Genomic DNA, 15,649 nt, shown 5'->3' on the forward strand with positions numbered 1-15,649 from the left:
GCCACGCGGCACAGCCTTGCACGCGCCGCGCCGGACAATTGCCCGGCATGCTGACCGCCAGTGGCAGCGGCAGGCGCCGACTGCCGCACATTCAAGACCGACACCACAGTGGCCGATAACACGGCGTGATCGTCTCCCTCTCCAACCTGCTGGGCCGCCTGCCGCTGGCCGCGTCCTGGCTCACCCTGTGCCTGGCGCTCGCGCCGGCTGCCTCCGCGGCCGTGACGGCCGACGACGACGCCCTGCCCAGCAGCCTGGAGCACTTCGGCCTGGACGAGGGCCTGTCGCAACTGTCGATCAACGCCTTGCAGAGCGACGACCAGGGCTTCCTGTGGGTCGGCACGCAGGAAGGCCTGAACCGCTTCGACGGGCATCTGTTCCGCGCCTACCGGCGCGAACTCGGCAGCGACAGCCGGCAGAGCCTGCTCAGCAGCAGCATCGACAGCCTCGGCTTCGAGCCGCGCGGCACCCGCCTGTGGCTGGGCACCAACGACGCCGGCCTGGAAGTGATCGAACTGGCGACCTGGCAGCACCACCGTCTCGACACCAAGCAGGGCCTGTCGCACAACCGCATCACCCAGATCCTGATCGATCCGCAGGGCGGCGCGTGGCTGGGCACCGAACGCGGCCTGGACCGGGTCGAGGCCGACCTGCAACGGGCACGGCCGCTGGGCGGCGATGCGCCGGTGGTGGGTCTGACCTGGATGCCGGACGGTACGCAGCCGGTGGCGCTGGACCGGCAATGCCGGCTGTGGCGGCTGAGCCGCGACGCACGCGAGGAGCTGCCGGCGCCGCGCGGGATCGACGAATGCGTGGGACTGCAGTCCGGGCCGGAAGGCCTGTGGCTGGCCTCGGCGCGCGGCGGGCTGTTCCAGCTCGATCCGCGCGGTGCGGTGCTGGCGCACTGGACACCGGCGCAGTTGTTCACCCGCGACAGCGACCTCAGCGCGCTGATCCGGCTGCACGACGGCCGCGTGCTGGTCGGCACCACCAACGCCACGGTGACGCAACTGGACAGCGTGCGCCATGTGCCGCAGCGGCTCAGCTTCGACCTGCCACCGAACAGCGCCATCATCCGCTTCTACCAGGCCCCCGACGGCACCTGGTGGATCGGCACCTACACCGCCGGGCTGTACCGGGTGCGGCCATTGTCGGCGGTGATCCGCAACGACGAGGAGCGCGTCAGCGACACCCACGCCTGGCCCAGCAGCAGCGTGCGCAGCATCTGGCGCGACGGCGAGCGCATGCTGATCGGCACCGACCAGGGCCTGCTGACCCGCGACAACAGCCGCGCCGCCTGGCAGCTGGTGCCGGGGCTGGCCAGCCAGGCGATCCGCAGCATCGCCGCCGATCGCGACGGCTGGTGGCTGGGCACCCGCCAGGGCCTGTGGCGCCTGGACCGCAGCGGCGCGCTGCGACGCCTGGGCGGCCTGGCCGACGAGCACATCAACGATCTGCTGCTGGAAGGCGACACGCTGTGGGTGGCCACCCGCCGCGGCCTGAGCCGCGTGGTCGGCGGCCAGGTGCGCAACGATCCGCGCTGGGCGCCGCTGAACGGACATACCCTGACCCGGATCTACCGCGACAGCGAGGACACGCTGTGGATCGGCTGCAACGACTGCGGCGTGTGGCGCATGCGCAGCGGCCGTCCCGCCGAGCCCTACCGCCCGCGCGGTAGCACCCTCTATCCCTCGGTGTGGTCGCTGTACGAACACGACGGCGTGCTGTGGGTGGGCACCTTCTCCGGCGGGCTGTACCGCATCGACCTCAAGCGCGACGTGGCGCTGCGCTACAGCGACCGCGAGGGGCTCAGCAGCAACGTCATCTACACCATCCTGCCGGATCCGCAGGGGCGGCTGTGGCTGAGCACCAACAACGGCCTGAGCGTGCTCGACCCGCGCACCCGCATCGTGCAGAGCCTGGGCCGCCGCGACGGCCTGCAGAACCAGGAGTACAACAGCGGCCGCGGCTATCGCGACGCGCACGGGCTGCTGTACTTCGGCGGCACCCAGGGCGTGGACGTGGTCGATCCCACGCGCCTGCCGCTGCGCAGCCCGCAGGCGCGCGCGGTGCTCACCGACCTGCGCATCCTCAATGCCGGCGAGGACCGCGACGGCGGCGAGAACCAGACCGAGAGCGACGTGGTCTACGCGCAACGCATCGCCCTGGACCACCGCGACAACGTGTTCACCATCGGCATGACCGCGATCGACTTCGCCGCGCCCGGCACCGCGCGCCTGCGCTACCGCGTCGACGGCCTGCAGAAGGGCTGGGTGTACCCGCAGACCGCGCACAGCGATTTCTCGGTCAGCCACCTGCCGCCGGACCGCTATACGCTGGTGGTGGAAGCGGCCGGGCGCGACGGCCAGTTCGGCGCCGCGCGGCGACTGCAGATCGAGGTACTGCCGCCGCCGTGGCGGCATCCGCTGGCCTACGCCGGCTACGTGCTGCTGGCGCTGGCGCTGCTCGGGCTGGTCTTGCATCGCGTGCGACGCACGGTCAACCGCGAGCGCGACATGGTGGAACTGTTGAACCTCACCGTGGCCGAGCGCACCCGCCAGCTCGAACGCGCCAACCAGCAACTGCTGCAGAGCAACGCGCGCCTGCAGGCGGCCACGCGCCTGGATCCGCTGACCCAGGTCGCCAACCGCCGCGAGCTGCAGGATTGGCTGGCGCGCGAATGCCCGGTCCTGCTGGCGGCGCTGGACGACGGCAGCAGCGCCGATGCGCTGTATTTCTTCATGATCGACGTGGACAACTTCAAGCGCATCAACGACGACTATGGCCACCAGGCCGGCGACGCGGCGCTGGTGCACTGCGCCGACCGCCTGCGCGGGCTGTGCGGCGAGCGCGACCTGCTGGTGCGCTGGGGCGGCGAGGAGTTCCTGCTGGTCACGCGCCTGCCGCGCGAGGACGCCGCCAGCGCCCTGGCCGAACGCCTGCGCGCGGCGATGGCGACGCAGGGCTTCGCCCTGGCCGAGCGCGAACTGACGCTGACCTGTTCGATCGGTTTCGCACCGTGGCCGTTCGTCGCCGCGTGGCCGGCGCTGGGCGACTGGGAACAGAGCGTGGGCCTGGCCGACCGCTGCCTCTACGCCGCCAAGGGCGCCGGCAAGGACGCCTGGGTGGGGCTGGCGCCGGGCGCGGCCCCGGACCGGCCGCGCCTGCACGCGCTGCTGGCCGGCGGCGCGCCGGAAGAGCTGGGCGACAGCGTGCGCGTGCTGTGCTCGCCCGGGCGCCAGCCGCGCTTCGCGCGCTGAGCACCGGCGCCGCGGCTCAGCGCGGCGGCGCCTGCTGCATGCTGCTGCGCCAGGCGTCCAGGAACTGCCGCCGCTTCAGCGCATCCAGGTACACCAGCAGGCCCGGGCCCAGCGCGATCGGGCGGAACGCCGCGGCCGCCGCCGGCCCGCCCTGCGCGACCCCGCCTGGCTGCGGCAGGATCGGCTGCAGCCGCGCCTCGCGCGACAGCACCTGCTGTCCGCGCGGCGACAGCAGGTAATCCAGGAAACGACGCGCCTCCGCCGCATGTGGACTGTCGCGCGGGATCACCGCGGTGCGCAGCGCGACCAGGGTGTAGTCCTCCGGCTGCACGATCGCCAGCGGCGCGCCGGCGTCGATGCGCGCCTGCGCGTACGAACCCAGCACGTTGTAGGCCAGCAACAGCTCGCCGCGCGCGACCTTGTCCAGCAGCACGCCGGTGCGTTCTTCCAGCACCACGTGGTTGTCGCCCATCGCCGCCAGCAGCGCCCCGGCCATGCTGCCGAGCTGGCTGTCCTGGGTCGCGAACAGATAGCCCACGCCGCTGCGTTCGACGTCGTAGGTGCCGATGCGCCCGCGCAGCGGCGATGCGGGCGCGCGCAGCAGTTCCAGCAGCCGGCGGCGGGTCCGCGGCACCTGCGCGGCCGGCAACCGCGCGGTGTTGTAGACGATCGCGACCGGCTCGTAGCTGATGCCGAACACTTCGTGCCGCCATTGCGCCCACGCCGGCAGCGCCTCGGTCTGCGGCGAGCGGTGCGCCAGCGCGTGGCCGTCGTTCACCAGCTTGGTCTGCAGGTCCATGCTGGCGCTGATCAGCAGATCGGCGCAGCGCGGGCCCGGGCCCGGATGCAGGTAACGTCGGTAGATATCGCCGGCGATCACGTCCTGATACACCACCTCGGTGTGCGGATGCAGGCGTTGGTAGTCGCCGATCACCGCGGCGAACACCTCGATGTCGGTCGAGCCCTGGATGCACAGGTGCGCGGTGGCCGCGCCCTGCGCCGGGAAGCGGCGCACCTCGCCGGGCGCGGCCAGCGCGGCATTGGCGAGCAGCATGGTCAGCAGCAGCGGCAGACGGCGCAGCAGCATGGACAGGCTCATGGATGCAACCTCGGCAGATGCAGGCTGGCGATCAGGCCGCCGCCCACGCGGTTGGACAGATCGATGCGCCCACCATGCGCTTCGACCACGCGCTTGACGATCGCCAGGCCGAGCCCGGCGCCGCCGGCGGCCGCGCCCTCGCCGCGCACGAAGCGCTCGAACACGCGCTCGGCCTCGGCCGCGGCGATGCCCGGGCCGTGGTCGGCCACGGTCACCACGCAGTCGCGCGCGCTGCAGGTCAGCGCCACCTGCAGCGCACCGTCGCCGCCGTACTTGCAGGCGTTGTCGATCAGATTCTTGATCGCCTCGCGCAACAGCAGCGCGTCGCCGCGCACCAATGCCGGCTCGCTGGCGACGGCCAGTTGCAAGCGCGGCCGCGGCGCGGCCTGCGGCACCGCTTCGTGCAGCGCCTGGTGCAGCACCTCGGCCAGGTCGACGCTGGCGTAGCGCTGCAGGTTGGAGCGGTGGATCACGCTGGCATCGCTGAGCAACTGGTTGAGCAGGCGGCTCATGTGCGTGGCGTTGCGCTCGATCGCCTCCAGGCTGCGGCGCATCTCCTGCGGGTCGTCCTCGTCCAGCGCCAGTTGCGCCTGCGCGCGCAGCGCCGCCAGCGGCGTGCGCATCTGGTGCGCGGCCTCGGCCATGAACGCACGCAGGGTTTCGTTGCTGCCGGCCAGGCGCGCCATGAAGCGGTTCAACGCCGTCACCATCTGCTGCATCTCCTGCGGCGCAGTCGCGGCCACCGGCTTGAGTTCCGACGGTTCGCGCCGCGACAGCTCGCGCTCCAGCGTGCGCAACGGCCGCAAGGCGCGCGACACGCCCAGCCACACCAGCGCCAGGGCCAGCAGCGACAACAGCGCGATCGCCACCAGCGCGTGCAGCACCACGTCCTGCGCCAGCGCCTCGCGCGCGCGCCGGGTCTGGCCCACCTGCACCCACACCTGGTCCTGCGCCGCCGCCGAGGATACCCGCCGCGACACCACCGCAAAGCGCACCGGCTCGCCGCTGTAGACCGCATCGAACAAGCGCGGTGGCGCGCTGGCGCGCGGCAGCGACGGCGCCGCCGGCAGATCGTCGTAGCCGGTGATGGTGCGCCCGCGCGCATCGAACACGCGGTAGAACACCCGGTCCTCCGGCGCCATCGCCAGCAGGTCCAGCGCCGCGTACGGCAGGTCCACCTGCCACTGGCCGCCGGCCAGCGCCACCGAATCGACGATGGACAGCGCCGAGGACACGAGCAGGTGGTCGTAGGAACGGTTGGCGGCACGCTGGCCGTAGTCGCGCGCCACGAAGAACAGCGCCACCGCGCCGAGCAGCGACAACGCACCCAGGTAGCGCAACAGCGTGCGCCGGATCGACGGCGCCGGCGACGCGGCCTCAGCCATCGCTGTCCGCTGCCGCCGGATCCGGCGGCGTCGCCGCCGCCTCCAGCTTGTAGCCGACGCCGCGCACGGTGACGATGCGCAACGGCGCGGCGGCCAGCTTCTTGCGCAGGCGCCCGACGTACAGCTCGATCGCGTTCGGCCCGGCCTCGTCGTCGAACCCGAACAGGCCGTTGCCGATCTCGTCCTTGCCGACGACCTGGCCGAGCCGGCCGATCAGGATCTCCAGCAAGCGGTACTCGCGGTTGGGCAACTCGATCGGCGTGCCGTCCAGGCTGACGCTGTGCGCGGCGTTGTCGAAGGCGAAACCGCCGAGTTGCACCACCTCGCTGGCCTGGCCGCGGTTGCGCCGCAGCAGCACCCGGCAGCGCGCCTCGAACTCGCGGAAATCGAACGGCTTGCCGAGGTAATCGTCGGCGCCCACGTCCAGCGCCTGCACCCGATCCTCGATGCCGTCGCGCGCGGTCAGCATCAGCACCGGCGTGGTATCGCCGCGCTCGCGCAGCCCGGCCAGCACGCGCAGCCCGTCCAGCCCCGGCAGGCCGATGTCCAGCACCACCAGATCGAAACGCTGGTAGCGCAGCACCCCGGCCGCACTCAAGCCATCGCGCTGCCAGTCCACCGCATGCCCACTGCGGCGCATGCGCCGCACGATCGCATCGGCGAGATCGGCGTTGTCTTCTACCAGGAGGAGGCGCATGTGTCGGGATTCGGGATTGGGGATTGGGGATTCGCAAAAGCGGCTCCGCGCACGCCGGATGCTAACGCGCTTGTGGCAAAGCAGACAGTCGCAATGCGCTGTTGCCAATCCCGAATCCCCAATCCCCAATCCCGGCCCCACCGACAGGTCGTTGACAGCTACGCCCGACTAGGCTGCGTCCATGCCGGTCCGCGGCCGTTGCTGGCGGGCCGATCCAATCGCTGCGACACGCACCTGGGAGGGGACGTGGAACTGAAGACTCTGACATTGGGCAGCGCCTGCGCGTTGCTGTGCCTGGCCGGATCGGCGCGCGCCGCCAGCGACGACGACGGCCCGGTGACCGCCGAACTCGGTGGCCGCCTGCACTGGGATTTCGCCCACTTCGACAACGACAATCGCGGCACGCCCAATCCCGACGACACCGAGATCCGCCGGCTGTGGCTGGACGTGTCCGGCAAGTTCTTCGGCTTCGGCTACAAGGTCGAGGGCGATTTCGCCGGGCTGCAGGACGACTTCAACGGCAAGGGCATCGAGGCCAAGGACGTCTACATCACCCGTAAATTCGATGCCGGCACCCTCACCGTGGGCCAGTTCAAGCAGTACTTCACCCTCGACGACCGCACCGGCTCCAACTTCGGCCAGTTCCTGGAGCGCAGCGGCGCGGCCAGCACGCTGGCGCCGCTGTACCGCAAGGCGGTGTCGTGGCAGGCCGCGGGCACCGACTACACCTGGGCCGCCAGCGTCTACAGCCTGCAGAGCATCGACGTCTCCAACACCCGCGGCCACGCGTTCGGCGGCCGCGGCACGTGGGCGCCAGGCGCGCGCGACGGCGACGTGCTGCACCTGGGCCTGTCGCTGGCGCACGAGCACTACGACCATCCCGGCGCCGGCGGTGCGCCCGCGCTGAGCATCCGCCCGCGCCCGGCCGGGCATCTGTCCGACGACAGCCGCGTCACCCTGGCGCGCTTCGCCGACGGCCGCGATACCGACGTGGACAAGTGGTCGCTGGAATACGCGCAGGTGCGCGGACCGTTGTCGTGGCAGGGCGAGTTCAGCGGCGGATTGTTCGACGACGGCGCGCAGCGTGCCGACGTGATGGCGGCCTATGGCTTCGTCAGCTGGTTCGCCACCGGCGAATCGCGCCGCTACGACGGCAAGACCGGCCGCTTCACCCGCATCAAGCAGGTCAACCACAAATATGGCGCCTTCGAACTGGCATTGCGCTACGACCGCATGTGGGGCGAGCAGCACCGCGATGGGCAGCCCGATCTGCTCGACGCTTCCACCGCGTCGTGGACGCTGGCCGGCAACTGGTACATCAAGCCGAACCTGCGGCTGATGCTCAATCTGATCGACAGCCGCAACCGCGATCACCTGGCCGGGACCACGCTCGACCATACCCGCGCGATTACCGGTCGTTTCCAGTATGACTTCTGAGTGCCGGGATTGGGGAATGGGGATTCGGGATTCGCAACGGCGGGATCGTGCGATGTGACGTCTGGTCGGCCTCTTTTCGGATCCCCGATGCGGGTTCCATCTTCTTTCATGCACTGCCCTGAGGAACTTCCATGCTGACCGCGCTCGGTTTCGGAATGGTCATTACCTTCATGTACCTGATCATGAGCAAGCGGCTGTCGCCGCTGGTCGCGCTGATCATCGTCCCGATCGCGTTCGCGCTGGCCGGCGGCTTCGGTACCGGCATCAACGAGATGATGCTGGAGGGGATCAAGAAGATCGCGCCCACCGGCGTCATGCTGATGTTCGCGATCCTGTACTTCGGGGTGATGATCGACGCCGGCCTGTTCGATCCGCTGGTGCGGCGCATCCTGCGCCTGGTCAAGGGCGACCCGATGAAGATCGTGGTCGGCACCGCGGTGCTCGCGCTGCTGATCTCGCTCGATGGCGACGGCTCCACCACCTATATGATCACCGTCTCGGCGATGCTGCCGCTGTACCGGCGGCTGGGCATGAACGCACTGAACATGACCTGCGTGACCATCCTCGCTGGTGGGGTGATGAACCTGACGCCGTGGGGCGGCCCGACCGCGCGCGCCGCCACCGCCCTGCACGTGGACCCGGCCGACGTGTTCGTGCCGCTGGTGCCCGCGATGGCGCTGGCGATCGCCGGCATCCTGGTGCTGGCCTGGTACCTGGGCATGAAGGAACGACGCCGCCTCGGCGTGGTGACGCTGCCGGGCGATGCCTGGATGGACGGCAGCGTGGCCGACGACGGCGAAGCACTGCCCACCGTGGAAGACGCCGAGGACATCAAGCGGCCGCGGCTGCTGTGGGTGAACCTGGTGCTGACCCTGGCGCTGATGGCCGCGCTGGTGATCGGCGTGCTGCCGATGCCGGTGCTATTCATGATCGGCTTCGCGCTGGCGCTGCTGATCAACTACCCGAACCTGGCCGAGCAGCGCCGCCGCCTGGTCAACCATGCCGGCAACGTGCTGTCGGTGGTGTCGCTGATCTTCGCCGCCGGCGTGTTCACCGGCATCCTCTCCAACACCGGCATGGTCGAGGCGATGTCGCGCAGCTTCCTGGCGGTGATCCCCGACGCCTGGGGGCCTTACCTGGCGGTGATCACCGCGCTGGCCAGCATGCCCTTCACCTTCTTCATGTCCAACGACGCCTTCTACTTCGGCGTGCTGCCGATCCTGTCCGACGCCGCCAGCCACTACGGCATCACCCCGGTGGAAATGGCCCGCGCCTCGCTGGCCGGACAACCGGTGCACCTGCTCAGCCCGCTGGTGCCGTCCACCTACCTGCTGGTCGGCCTGGCCAAGGTCGACTTCGCCGACCACCAGCGCTTCACCCTGAAATGGGCGGTGCTGGTGTCGTTGGTGTTGATGGGCGGCGGGTTGTTGTTCGGCCTGTTTCCTTTGGCGAAGTGAGCGCCGCCCGGGATTGGGGATTGGGCATTGGGCATTCGTAACAGCCACTGCCCGCGCGCCCATCCAATCCCGACTCCCCAATCCCGATTCCCAACTCCGAAGGAGTTCAACGTGACCCTCAGAATCGCCTACGTCACCAGCGGCATGGGCAGCATCGGTACCGCGATCTGCCAGAAACTGGCGCGCAACGGCCATACCGTGGTTGCCGGCTGCGGGCCGGACTCGCCGCGCAAGTCGGCGTGGCTGCGCGAGCAGCGCGAGCTCGGCTTCGACTTCATCGCCTCCGAGGGCAATGCCACCGACTGGGATTCGACGGTGGCCGCGTTCGCCAAGGTCAAGGCCGAGGTCGGCGAGATCGACGTGCTGGTCAACAACGCCGGCGGCAGCCGCGACATGCTGTTCCGGCAGATGGGCCGCGAGGACTGGCAGGCGGTGATCGCCAGCAATCTGCACGCGCTGTTCAACATCACCAAGCAGGTGGTCGACGGCATGACCGCGCGCGGCTGGGGCCGCATCGTCAACATCGGCGCGGTCAGCGCGCAGAAGGGCCAGATCGGGCAGATCAACTACGCCACCGCCAAGGCGGCGATGCAGGGCTTCAGCCGCGCACTGGCGCAGGAAGTGGCCTCGCGCGGCGTCACCGTCAACACGGTGTCGCCCGGCTACATCGCCAGCGCGGCGATCAGCGGCTTCCCGCCGGACGTGCTCGACCGCCTGGCCAGCTCGGTGCCGCTGCGCCGGCTCGGCAAGCCCGAGGAAGTGGCCGCGCTGTGCGCCTGGCTGGCCTCGGACGAGGCCGCCTACGTCACCGGCGCCGACTACGCGGTCAACGGCGGCCTGCATATGGCTTAGGGCGTGTCACCAATTCCCGAGTATGCCGCGCCTGCCAGGCCCAACCCGAAGGGCCGCTCGGGAATTGATGACACGCCATAGCCATGCGCAGCGCCGCGACGCGCGCCTGGCATACACTGCCGGTTCCGCTTCGTCCGTCGCGCCCGCTCCGCATGTCCGACAAACCCGAATCCGGCGCGCCCACCGCGCGCCTGCAGATGGCCGACATCGCGCGCATGGCCGGCGTCTCCGAATCCACGGTGTCGCGCGCGCTGGCCGACAATCCGGTGGTCGCCGAACGCACCCGCGCCTACATCAAGCAACTCGCCCGCGATGCCGGCTACCGGGTCGATCCGGTGGCGCGCAGCCTGCGCTCGCGGCGTTCCAACATCGTCTGCGTGGCCGTGCCGCTGATGCACGCGCACGAACAGCCGCTGTCGGACCCGTTCATGATGACCATGCTGGCGCTGCTGGCCGACGCGCTGACCGCGCGCGGCTACAGCATGCTGCTGTCCAAGCTGGACCAGCACCAGGACCACTGGGTCGAGGACCTGGCGCGCAACAGCCGCGCCGACGGCGTCATCATGCTCGGCCAGAGCCACGAGCACGCCTCGCTGGACGCCGCCGCGCGCGGCGGCCTGCCGATGCTGGTGTGGGGCAGCCGCATCGACGGCCAGGCCTATGCCAGCGTGGGTAGCGACAACCTGCGCGGCGGCGAACTGGCCACCGCGCACCTGATCGAACATGGCCGCCAGCGCATCGCCTTCCTCGGCGACGAGCAGTTGCCGGAGGTGGCGCCGCGCTTCGCCGGCTACCGGCGCATGCTCGACGTGCACGGCCTGGCGTTCGACCCGCGGCTGCACGCGCGCAGCCACTTCCTCAGCGAGGACGCCTACCGCCTGACCCGCGCGATGCTGAAGAAGACCGACCCGCCGGATGCGGTGTTCGCCGCCTCCGACGTGATCGCCCTGGGCGCGATCCGCGCCCTGATCGAGGCCGGCCACCGCGTGCCGCAGGACATCGCCCTGGTCGGCTTCGACGACATCCCCCTGGCCGCCTACAGCCAGCCGCCCTTGACCACCGTGCGCCAGGACCTGGCCCAGGCCGCCACCCTGCTGGTGGACGGCGTACTGAACCTGATCGCCGGCACGCCGGTGGACTCGGTGGAGATGCCGGTGAGTCTGGTGGTGCGGGAGTCGGCTTGAAGGCTGGGAATGGGGAGTCGGGAATGGGGAATCGGAAAAGCGTTGGTCGCGCGCTGACGCTCCATCAGCTGGCCTAGGGCTCTACATTCGAGTAGGGAGTTGGGGAGATCGGTCAGCACGCAGAGTTTCAGCGCACGACGCCGCGCTTTTCCGATTCCCCATTCCCGGTTCCCCATTCCCGACGCTTCACCAACAACATCGCCACCGCCGCCGCCAGCATCAACACGCCGGCCAGGCGAATGACGTTGCGCGGATCGCCCTGCAGCAGGCTGTCGTAGTACAGCGGCAGGGTCACGATCTGGATCAGCATCGGCAGCACGATGAACAGGTTGAACAGGCCCATGTACACGCCGGTGCGTTCGGGCGGGATGCTGTTGGCCAGCATCAGGTAGGGATTGCCCATCATGCTGGCCCAGGCCAGGCCGATGCCGATCATCGGCAGCAGCAACAGCCAGCGGTCGTGGATCGACGGCAGCACGCACATGCCGATGCCGGCGGCGACCAGGCAGGCGGCGTGGGTGGCCTTGGGGCCGACGCGGCGTGCCACCGGCACCATCGCGAACGCGGCCAGGAAGGCGACGAAGTTGTAGAAGCCGCCGATCTGCCCGTTGACCAGGCCGGCCTCGCGGAAGCCGTGCGAATCGGCCGCGGTGGTGCCGAACAGGGTGGTCGACAGCGACAGCACGATGTACTGCCAGTAGCAGAACATCGCATACCACTGGAACAGCATCACCGGCGCCATCTGCCGCATCGTCGGCGGCATCTGCCGCACCGCGTCGACGATCTCGCGCAACGTCGCCAGCGGCCCGACCGCAGCGCTGCGCAGGCGCTGCAGTTCCGCCGCCGGCAGCACCGGCTCGCGCACGCTGCGCGCGGTGAGCAGGATCGAGGCGGCGGAGAACCCCGCACCGATCGCGAACGCGGCGATGGTGACGTAGGGAATGTGGTGGGCGTTGGCCGCGTCCTGGTTCATGCCCAGCCACACCAGCAACGGCGGGGTGACATAGGCCAGGGTCTGGCCGAGGCCGGTGAACGCGCTCTGGGTCAGGTAGCCCAGCGGCCGCTGCGGCGGCGCCAGCACGTCGCTGACCAGCGCGCGGTACGGCTCCATCGCCACGTTGTTGGCCGCATCCAGCATCCACAGCAGCGCCACCGCCATCCACAGCGCCACGCTGAAGGGCATGGTCAGCAGGCACAGGCTGCACACCAGCGCGCCCACCACCATGTACGGCATGCGCCGGCCCCAGCGGGTGACGGTGCGGTCGCTGAGCACGCCGACCACCGGTTGCAGCACCAGCCCGGTGATCGGGCCGGCCAGCCACAGGTACGGCAGGTTGGCGTGGTCGGCACCCAGGTAGTTGTAGATCGGGCTCATGTTGCTCTGCTGCAGCCCGAAGCTGTACTGCACGCCGAAGAAACCGGCGTTGAGCGCCAGCACGCGCGAGAGCGGAAGCAGGGGACGATCGGAACGCATGAGCATCGGCATCGGCCTGGGCGGGTCGGGCACGCGGGAGGCGTGCCGCAGCGGCGGAGCGGAGTGTCGCTGCGCCTGCAATCGTTTGTAAAGCTGCGCTGCACCATGCAGAATGCCTCGAATTCTCAGCGATAAGGTTGGCGGAAGCGCCACAGGTGGATTTGCTGCACTGCAAATTGCAATCGATTGCGGACGGCCGTATCTCTACGCCGCCGCACCCACCGACCGCGCCGCGCCCTGCCCGTTCCGGCAGCGGCGCGCCGCCACCCACTGCACCACTCGCTTCGGGAGAGACAGCGATGCACCACCCTTCGATCCGCCTGCAGACCCTGGCCCTGGCCGTCGCCGCGGCGCTGTCCGCACCGGCCGCGTTCGCGCAACAGGCCACGCCCGCCGCTGCCGACGCCCCGGCGGCGCAGGGCGACGTGGTCAGCCTGGACTCGGTCTTCGTCACCGGCACCGCCACGCCCAAGAGCAAGCTCAAGTCCAGCGTCTCGGTCAGCACCGTCGGCGCCGAGGCGATCGAACAGTCGGCGCCGCGCAGCACCGCCGAGATCTTCCGCAACATTCCCGGCATCCGCTCCGAATCCAGCGGCGGCGAAGGCAACGCCAACATCGCCGTGCGCGGCCTGCCGGTCGCCTCCGGCGGCGCCAAGTTCCTGCAATTGCAGGAAGACGGCCTGCCGGTGCTGGAGTTCGGCGACATCGCCTTCGGCAATGCCGACATCTTCCTGCGCGCCGACTACAGCCTGGAGCGCATCGAGGCGATCCGCGGCGGCTCGGCGTCCACCTTCGCCAGCAACTCGCCCGGCGGCATCATCAATTTCATCAGCAAGACCGGCGACACCGCCGGCGGCAGCGTCGGCCTCACCCGCGGCCTGGGCGGCTACGACAACACCCGCCTGGACTTCGACTACGGCGCACCGTTCGCCGAACACTGGCAGTTCAACGTCGGCGGTTTCTACCGCCGCGGCGACGGCGTGCGCGACGCCGGCTTCACCACCGACAAGGGCGGCCAGCTCAAGGCCAACCTGACCCGGCTGTTCGACAACGGCTACGTGCGCGTCTACGCCAAGTACCTCAACGACCGCGCCGCCGGCTACCTGCCGGTGCCCACGCGGGTCAGCGGCAGCGACGGCTCGCCGCACTTCGGCAGCATCGACGGTTTCGATCCCGGCACCGACACGCTGTACAGCCCGTACTTCCGCAGCAGCGCCACCCTCGATGGCGGCAACAAGCCGTCGCGCGTGGAACTGGGCGACGGCATGCATCCGCTGTCGCGCGCGTTCGGCGCCGAGGCGCAGTTCGACATCGGCGGCGGCTGGACCCTGACCGACAAGTTCCGCATCGCCGACACCTCCGGCCGCTTCGTCGCGCCGTTCCCGGCGCAGGTCGCCGATGCGAGCGCGCTGGCGGCGAGCATCGGGGGCGCCGGTGCCGGCCTGCGCTACGTCGACGGGCCGAACGCCGGCCAGGCCTACACCGGTCTGGCGCTGCGCACGCACCTGTTCAACGTGCACCTCAACGACCTGGGCAACGCGGTCAACGACTTCAGCCTGGCGCGCGACTTCGGCAGCGGCGACGGCGGCAATCTCAACCTCAAGGCCGGCTGGTACACCTCGCGGCAGACCATCGACGTGGACTGGACCTGGAACTCCTACGTGCAGTCGCTGGGGCACCGTCCACGGCTGCTGGACGTGGTCGCCGCCGACGGCAGCCTGCGCTCGCAGGACGGCCTGTACGCCTACGGCGTGCCGTACTGGGGCCTGGACGTCACCCGTCACTACGACGTGCGCTACGACATCAATGCGCCGTACCTGGCGCTGAGCTGGGACCAGGGTCCGCTGAGCCTGGACGGCAGCCTGCGCTACGACATGGGCCGCGCGCGCGGCAACACCGCCGGCGGCGTGCTGGCCAGCAATGTCGACGTGAACGGCGACGGCGTGATCGAGGCGCCGGAGCAACGCGTGGCGACCATCGACTACGCCAACCCCAAGCCGGTGCGCTACGACTGGAACTACCTGTCGTATTCGTTCGGCGGCAACTACATGCTCAACGACGACCTGGCCGCCTTCGCGCGCTACAGCCGCGGCGCCCGCGCCAACGCCGACCGCCTGCTGTTCGGCGTGGTCCGTGACGACGGCTCGGTGTCCTCCAACGAGGCGGTGAACGTGGTCAAGCAGCTCGAGGGCGGCCTGAAGTGGCGCAGCGGCGGGTTGAGCCTGTTCGCCACCGCCTTTGCCGCGCGCACCCAGGAGCAGAACTACGAAGCCACCACCCAGCGCTTCTTCGACCGCACCTACAAGGCGCACGGCCTGGAACTGGAAGCGGCGTACCGCGCGGGTGGCTTCAACCTCAACGGCGGCCTGACCTGGACCGACGCCACCATCGACAAGGACCAGATCACCCCGGCCAACGCCGGCAACACGCCGCGTCGGCAGGCGCGCTTCGTGTGGCAGCTGACGCCGAGCTATCGCGGCGAGCGCTACCAGGTCGGCGTCAACGCGATCGGCACCAGTTCGGCCTACACCCAGGACAGCAACCAGCTGAAGATGCCCGGCTACACCCAGGTCAACCTGTTCGGCGACTACCGCATCACGGATGCGCTGACCGTCTCGCTCAACGTCAACAACCTGTTCAACACCTTCGGCCTGACCGAAGCGGAGGAAGCGTCGATCGCCGACGCGGCTTCCGGCGTGATCCGTGCGCGCTCGATCCCGGGCCGCACCTCCAGCATCAGCCTGCGCTACGACTTCTGACGAGGACCGCACATCCGCGCCCCGCTCGGGGCGCGGCCAAGCCCC

10 protein-coding genes are annotated in these 15,649 nt (G+C 70.0%); 6 read left to right on the forward strand and 4 right to left on the reverse strand.

Going from position 1 to position 15,649, the window contains the following annotated elements:
- Positions 1–125: 125 nt before the first annotated feature.
- Positions 126–3,260, forward strand: coding sequence for a two-component regulator propeller domain-containing protein (locus AC1PLR_RS16370; protein WP_481101663.1), 3,135 nt, complete (start codon positions 126–128; stop codon positions 3,258–3,260).
- A 16-nt stretch (positions 3,261–3,276) separates the two neighbouring features.
- Here AC1PLR_RS16370 and AC1PLR_RS16375 read toward each other — a convergent pair whose 3' ends face one another.
- Genes AC1PLR_RS16375 through AC1PLR_RS16385 form a run of 3 tightly spaced genes read right to left on the reverse strand, consistent with a single transcriptional unit; the run spans position 3,277 to position 6,441 of the window.
- Positions 3,277–4,314, reverse strand: coding sequence for an ABC transporter substrate-binding protein (locus AC1PLR_RS16375; RefSeq protein ID WP_481103621.1), 1,038 nt, complete (start codon positions 4,312–4,314; stop codon positions 3,277–3,279).
- 41 nt (positions 4,315–4,355) lie between these two features.
- On the reverse strand, positions 4,356–5,744 hold the full coding sequence (locus AC1PLR_RS16380; RefSeq protein WP_481101664.1) for a sensor histidine kinase N-terminal domain-containing protein: 1,389 nt from the start codon (positions 5,742–5,744) through the stop codon (positions 4,356–4,358).
- On the reverse strand, positions 5,737–6,441 hold the full coding sequence (locus tag AC1PLR_RS16385) for a response regulator (protein WP_420007724.1): 705 nt from the start codon (positions 6,439–6,441) through the stop codon (positions 5,737–5,739). The genes AC1PLR_RS16380 and AC1PLR_RS16385 overlap by 8 nt, the downstream gene beginning before the upstream one ends.
- Positions 6,442–6,687: 246 nt before the next feature.
- On the opposite strand from AC1PLR_RS16385, the gene AC1PLR_RS16390 reads away from it, so the two are divergent.
- The 4 genes from AC1PLR_RS16390 (at position 6,688) to AC1PLR_RS16405 (ending at position 11,371) form a co-directional block, all read left to right on the forward strand.
- Positions 6,688–7,878, forward strand: coding sequence for an OprO/OprP family phosphate-selective porin (locus tag AC1PLR_RS16390; RefSeq protein ID WP_481101665.1), 1,191 nt, complete (start codon positions 6,688–6,690; stop codon positions 7,876–7,878).
- 131 nt (positions 7,879–8,009) lie between these two features.
- On the forward strand, positions 8,010–9,335 hold the full coding sequence (locus AC1PLR_RS16395) for a CitMHS family transporter (RefSeq protein ID WP_420007726.1): 1,326 nt from the start codon (positions 8,010–8,012) through the stop codon (positions 9,333–9,335).
- 111 nt (positions 9,336–9,446) lie between these two features.
- On the forward strand, positions 9,447–10,187 hold the full coding sequence (gene phbB / locus AC1PLR_RS16400) for an acetoacetyl-CoA reductase (protein WP_010344527.1): 741 nt from the start codon (positions 9,447–9,449) through the stop codon (positions 10,185–10,187).
- 152 nt (positions 10,188–10,339) lie between these two features.
- Positions 10,340–11,371, forward strand: coding sequence for a LacI family DNA-binding transcriptional regulator (locus AC1PLR_RS16405; protein ID WP_481101666.1), 1,032 nt, complete (start codon positions 10,340–10,342; stop codon positions 11,369–11,371).
- Positions 11,372–11,498: 127 nt separating this feature from the next.
- On the opposite strand, the gene AC1PLR_RS16410 is transcribed toward AC1PLR_RS16405, so the two are convergent.
- Entirely contained in the window at positions 11,499–12,845 is a 1,347-nt protein-coding gene (locus AC1PLR_RS16410; protein ID WP_481103622.1) for an MFS transporter, read from the reverse strand.
- A gap of 299 nt (positions 12,846–13,144) precedes the next feature.
- Here AC1PLR_RS16410 and AC1PLR_RS16415 point away from each other — a divergent pair, with 299 nt between their 5' ends.
- A complete protein-coding gene (locus AC1PLR_RS16415) occupies positions 13,145–15,604 on the forward strand; it encodes a TonB-dependent receptor domain-containing protein (protein ID WP_481101667.1) in 2,460 nt (819 codons plus the stop codon).
- Positions 15,605–15,649: the final 45 nt, after the last annotated feature.

The organism is Xanthomonas sp. NCPPB 3570, from assembly GCF_056725115.1.

What these genes read in the sequence shown, in the direction of transcription:
- AC1PLR_RS16375 (WP_481103621.1), bottom strand. Translation starts at nt 4,314, where the DNA reads ATGCTGCTCGCCAATGCCGCGCTGGCCGCGCCCGGCGAGGTGCGCCGC.
- AC1PLR_RS16380 (WP_481101664.1), bottom strand. Translation starts at nt 5,744, where the DNA reads ATGGCTGAGGCCGCGTCGCCGGCGCCGTCGATCCGGCGCACGCTGTTG.
- AC1PLR_RS16385 (WP_420007724.1), bottom strand. Translation starts at nt 6,441, where the DNA reads ATGCGCCTCCTCCTGGTAGAAGACAACGCCGATCTCGCCGATGCGATC.
- AC1PLR_RS16395 (WP_420007726.1), top strand. Translation starts at nt 8,010, where the DNA reads ATGCTGACCGCGCTCGGTTTCGGAATGGTCATTACCTTCATGTACCTG.
- AC1PLR_RS16405 (WP_481101666.1), top strand. Translation starts at nt 10,340, where the DNA reads ATGTCCGACAAACCCGAATCCGGCGCGCCCACCGCGCGCCTGCAGATG.
- AC1PLR_RS16410 (WP_481103622.1), bottom strand. Translation starts at nt 12,845, where the DNA reads ATGCGTTCCGATCGTCCCCTGCTTCCGCTCTCGCGCGTGCTGGCGCTC.
- AC1PLR_RS16415 (WP_481101667.1), top strand. Translation starts at nt 13,145, where the DNA reads ATGCACCACCCTTCGATCCGCCTGCAGACCCTGGCCCTGGCCGTCGCC.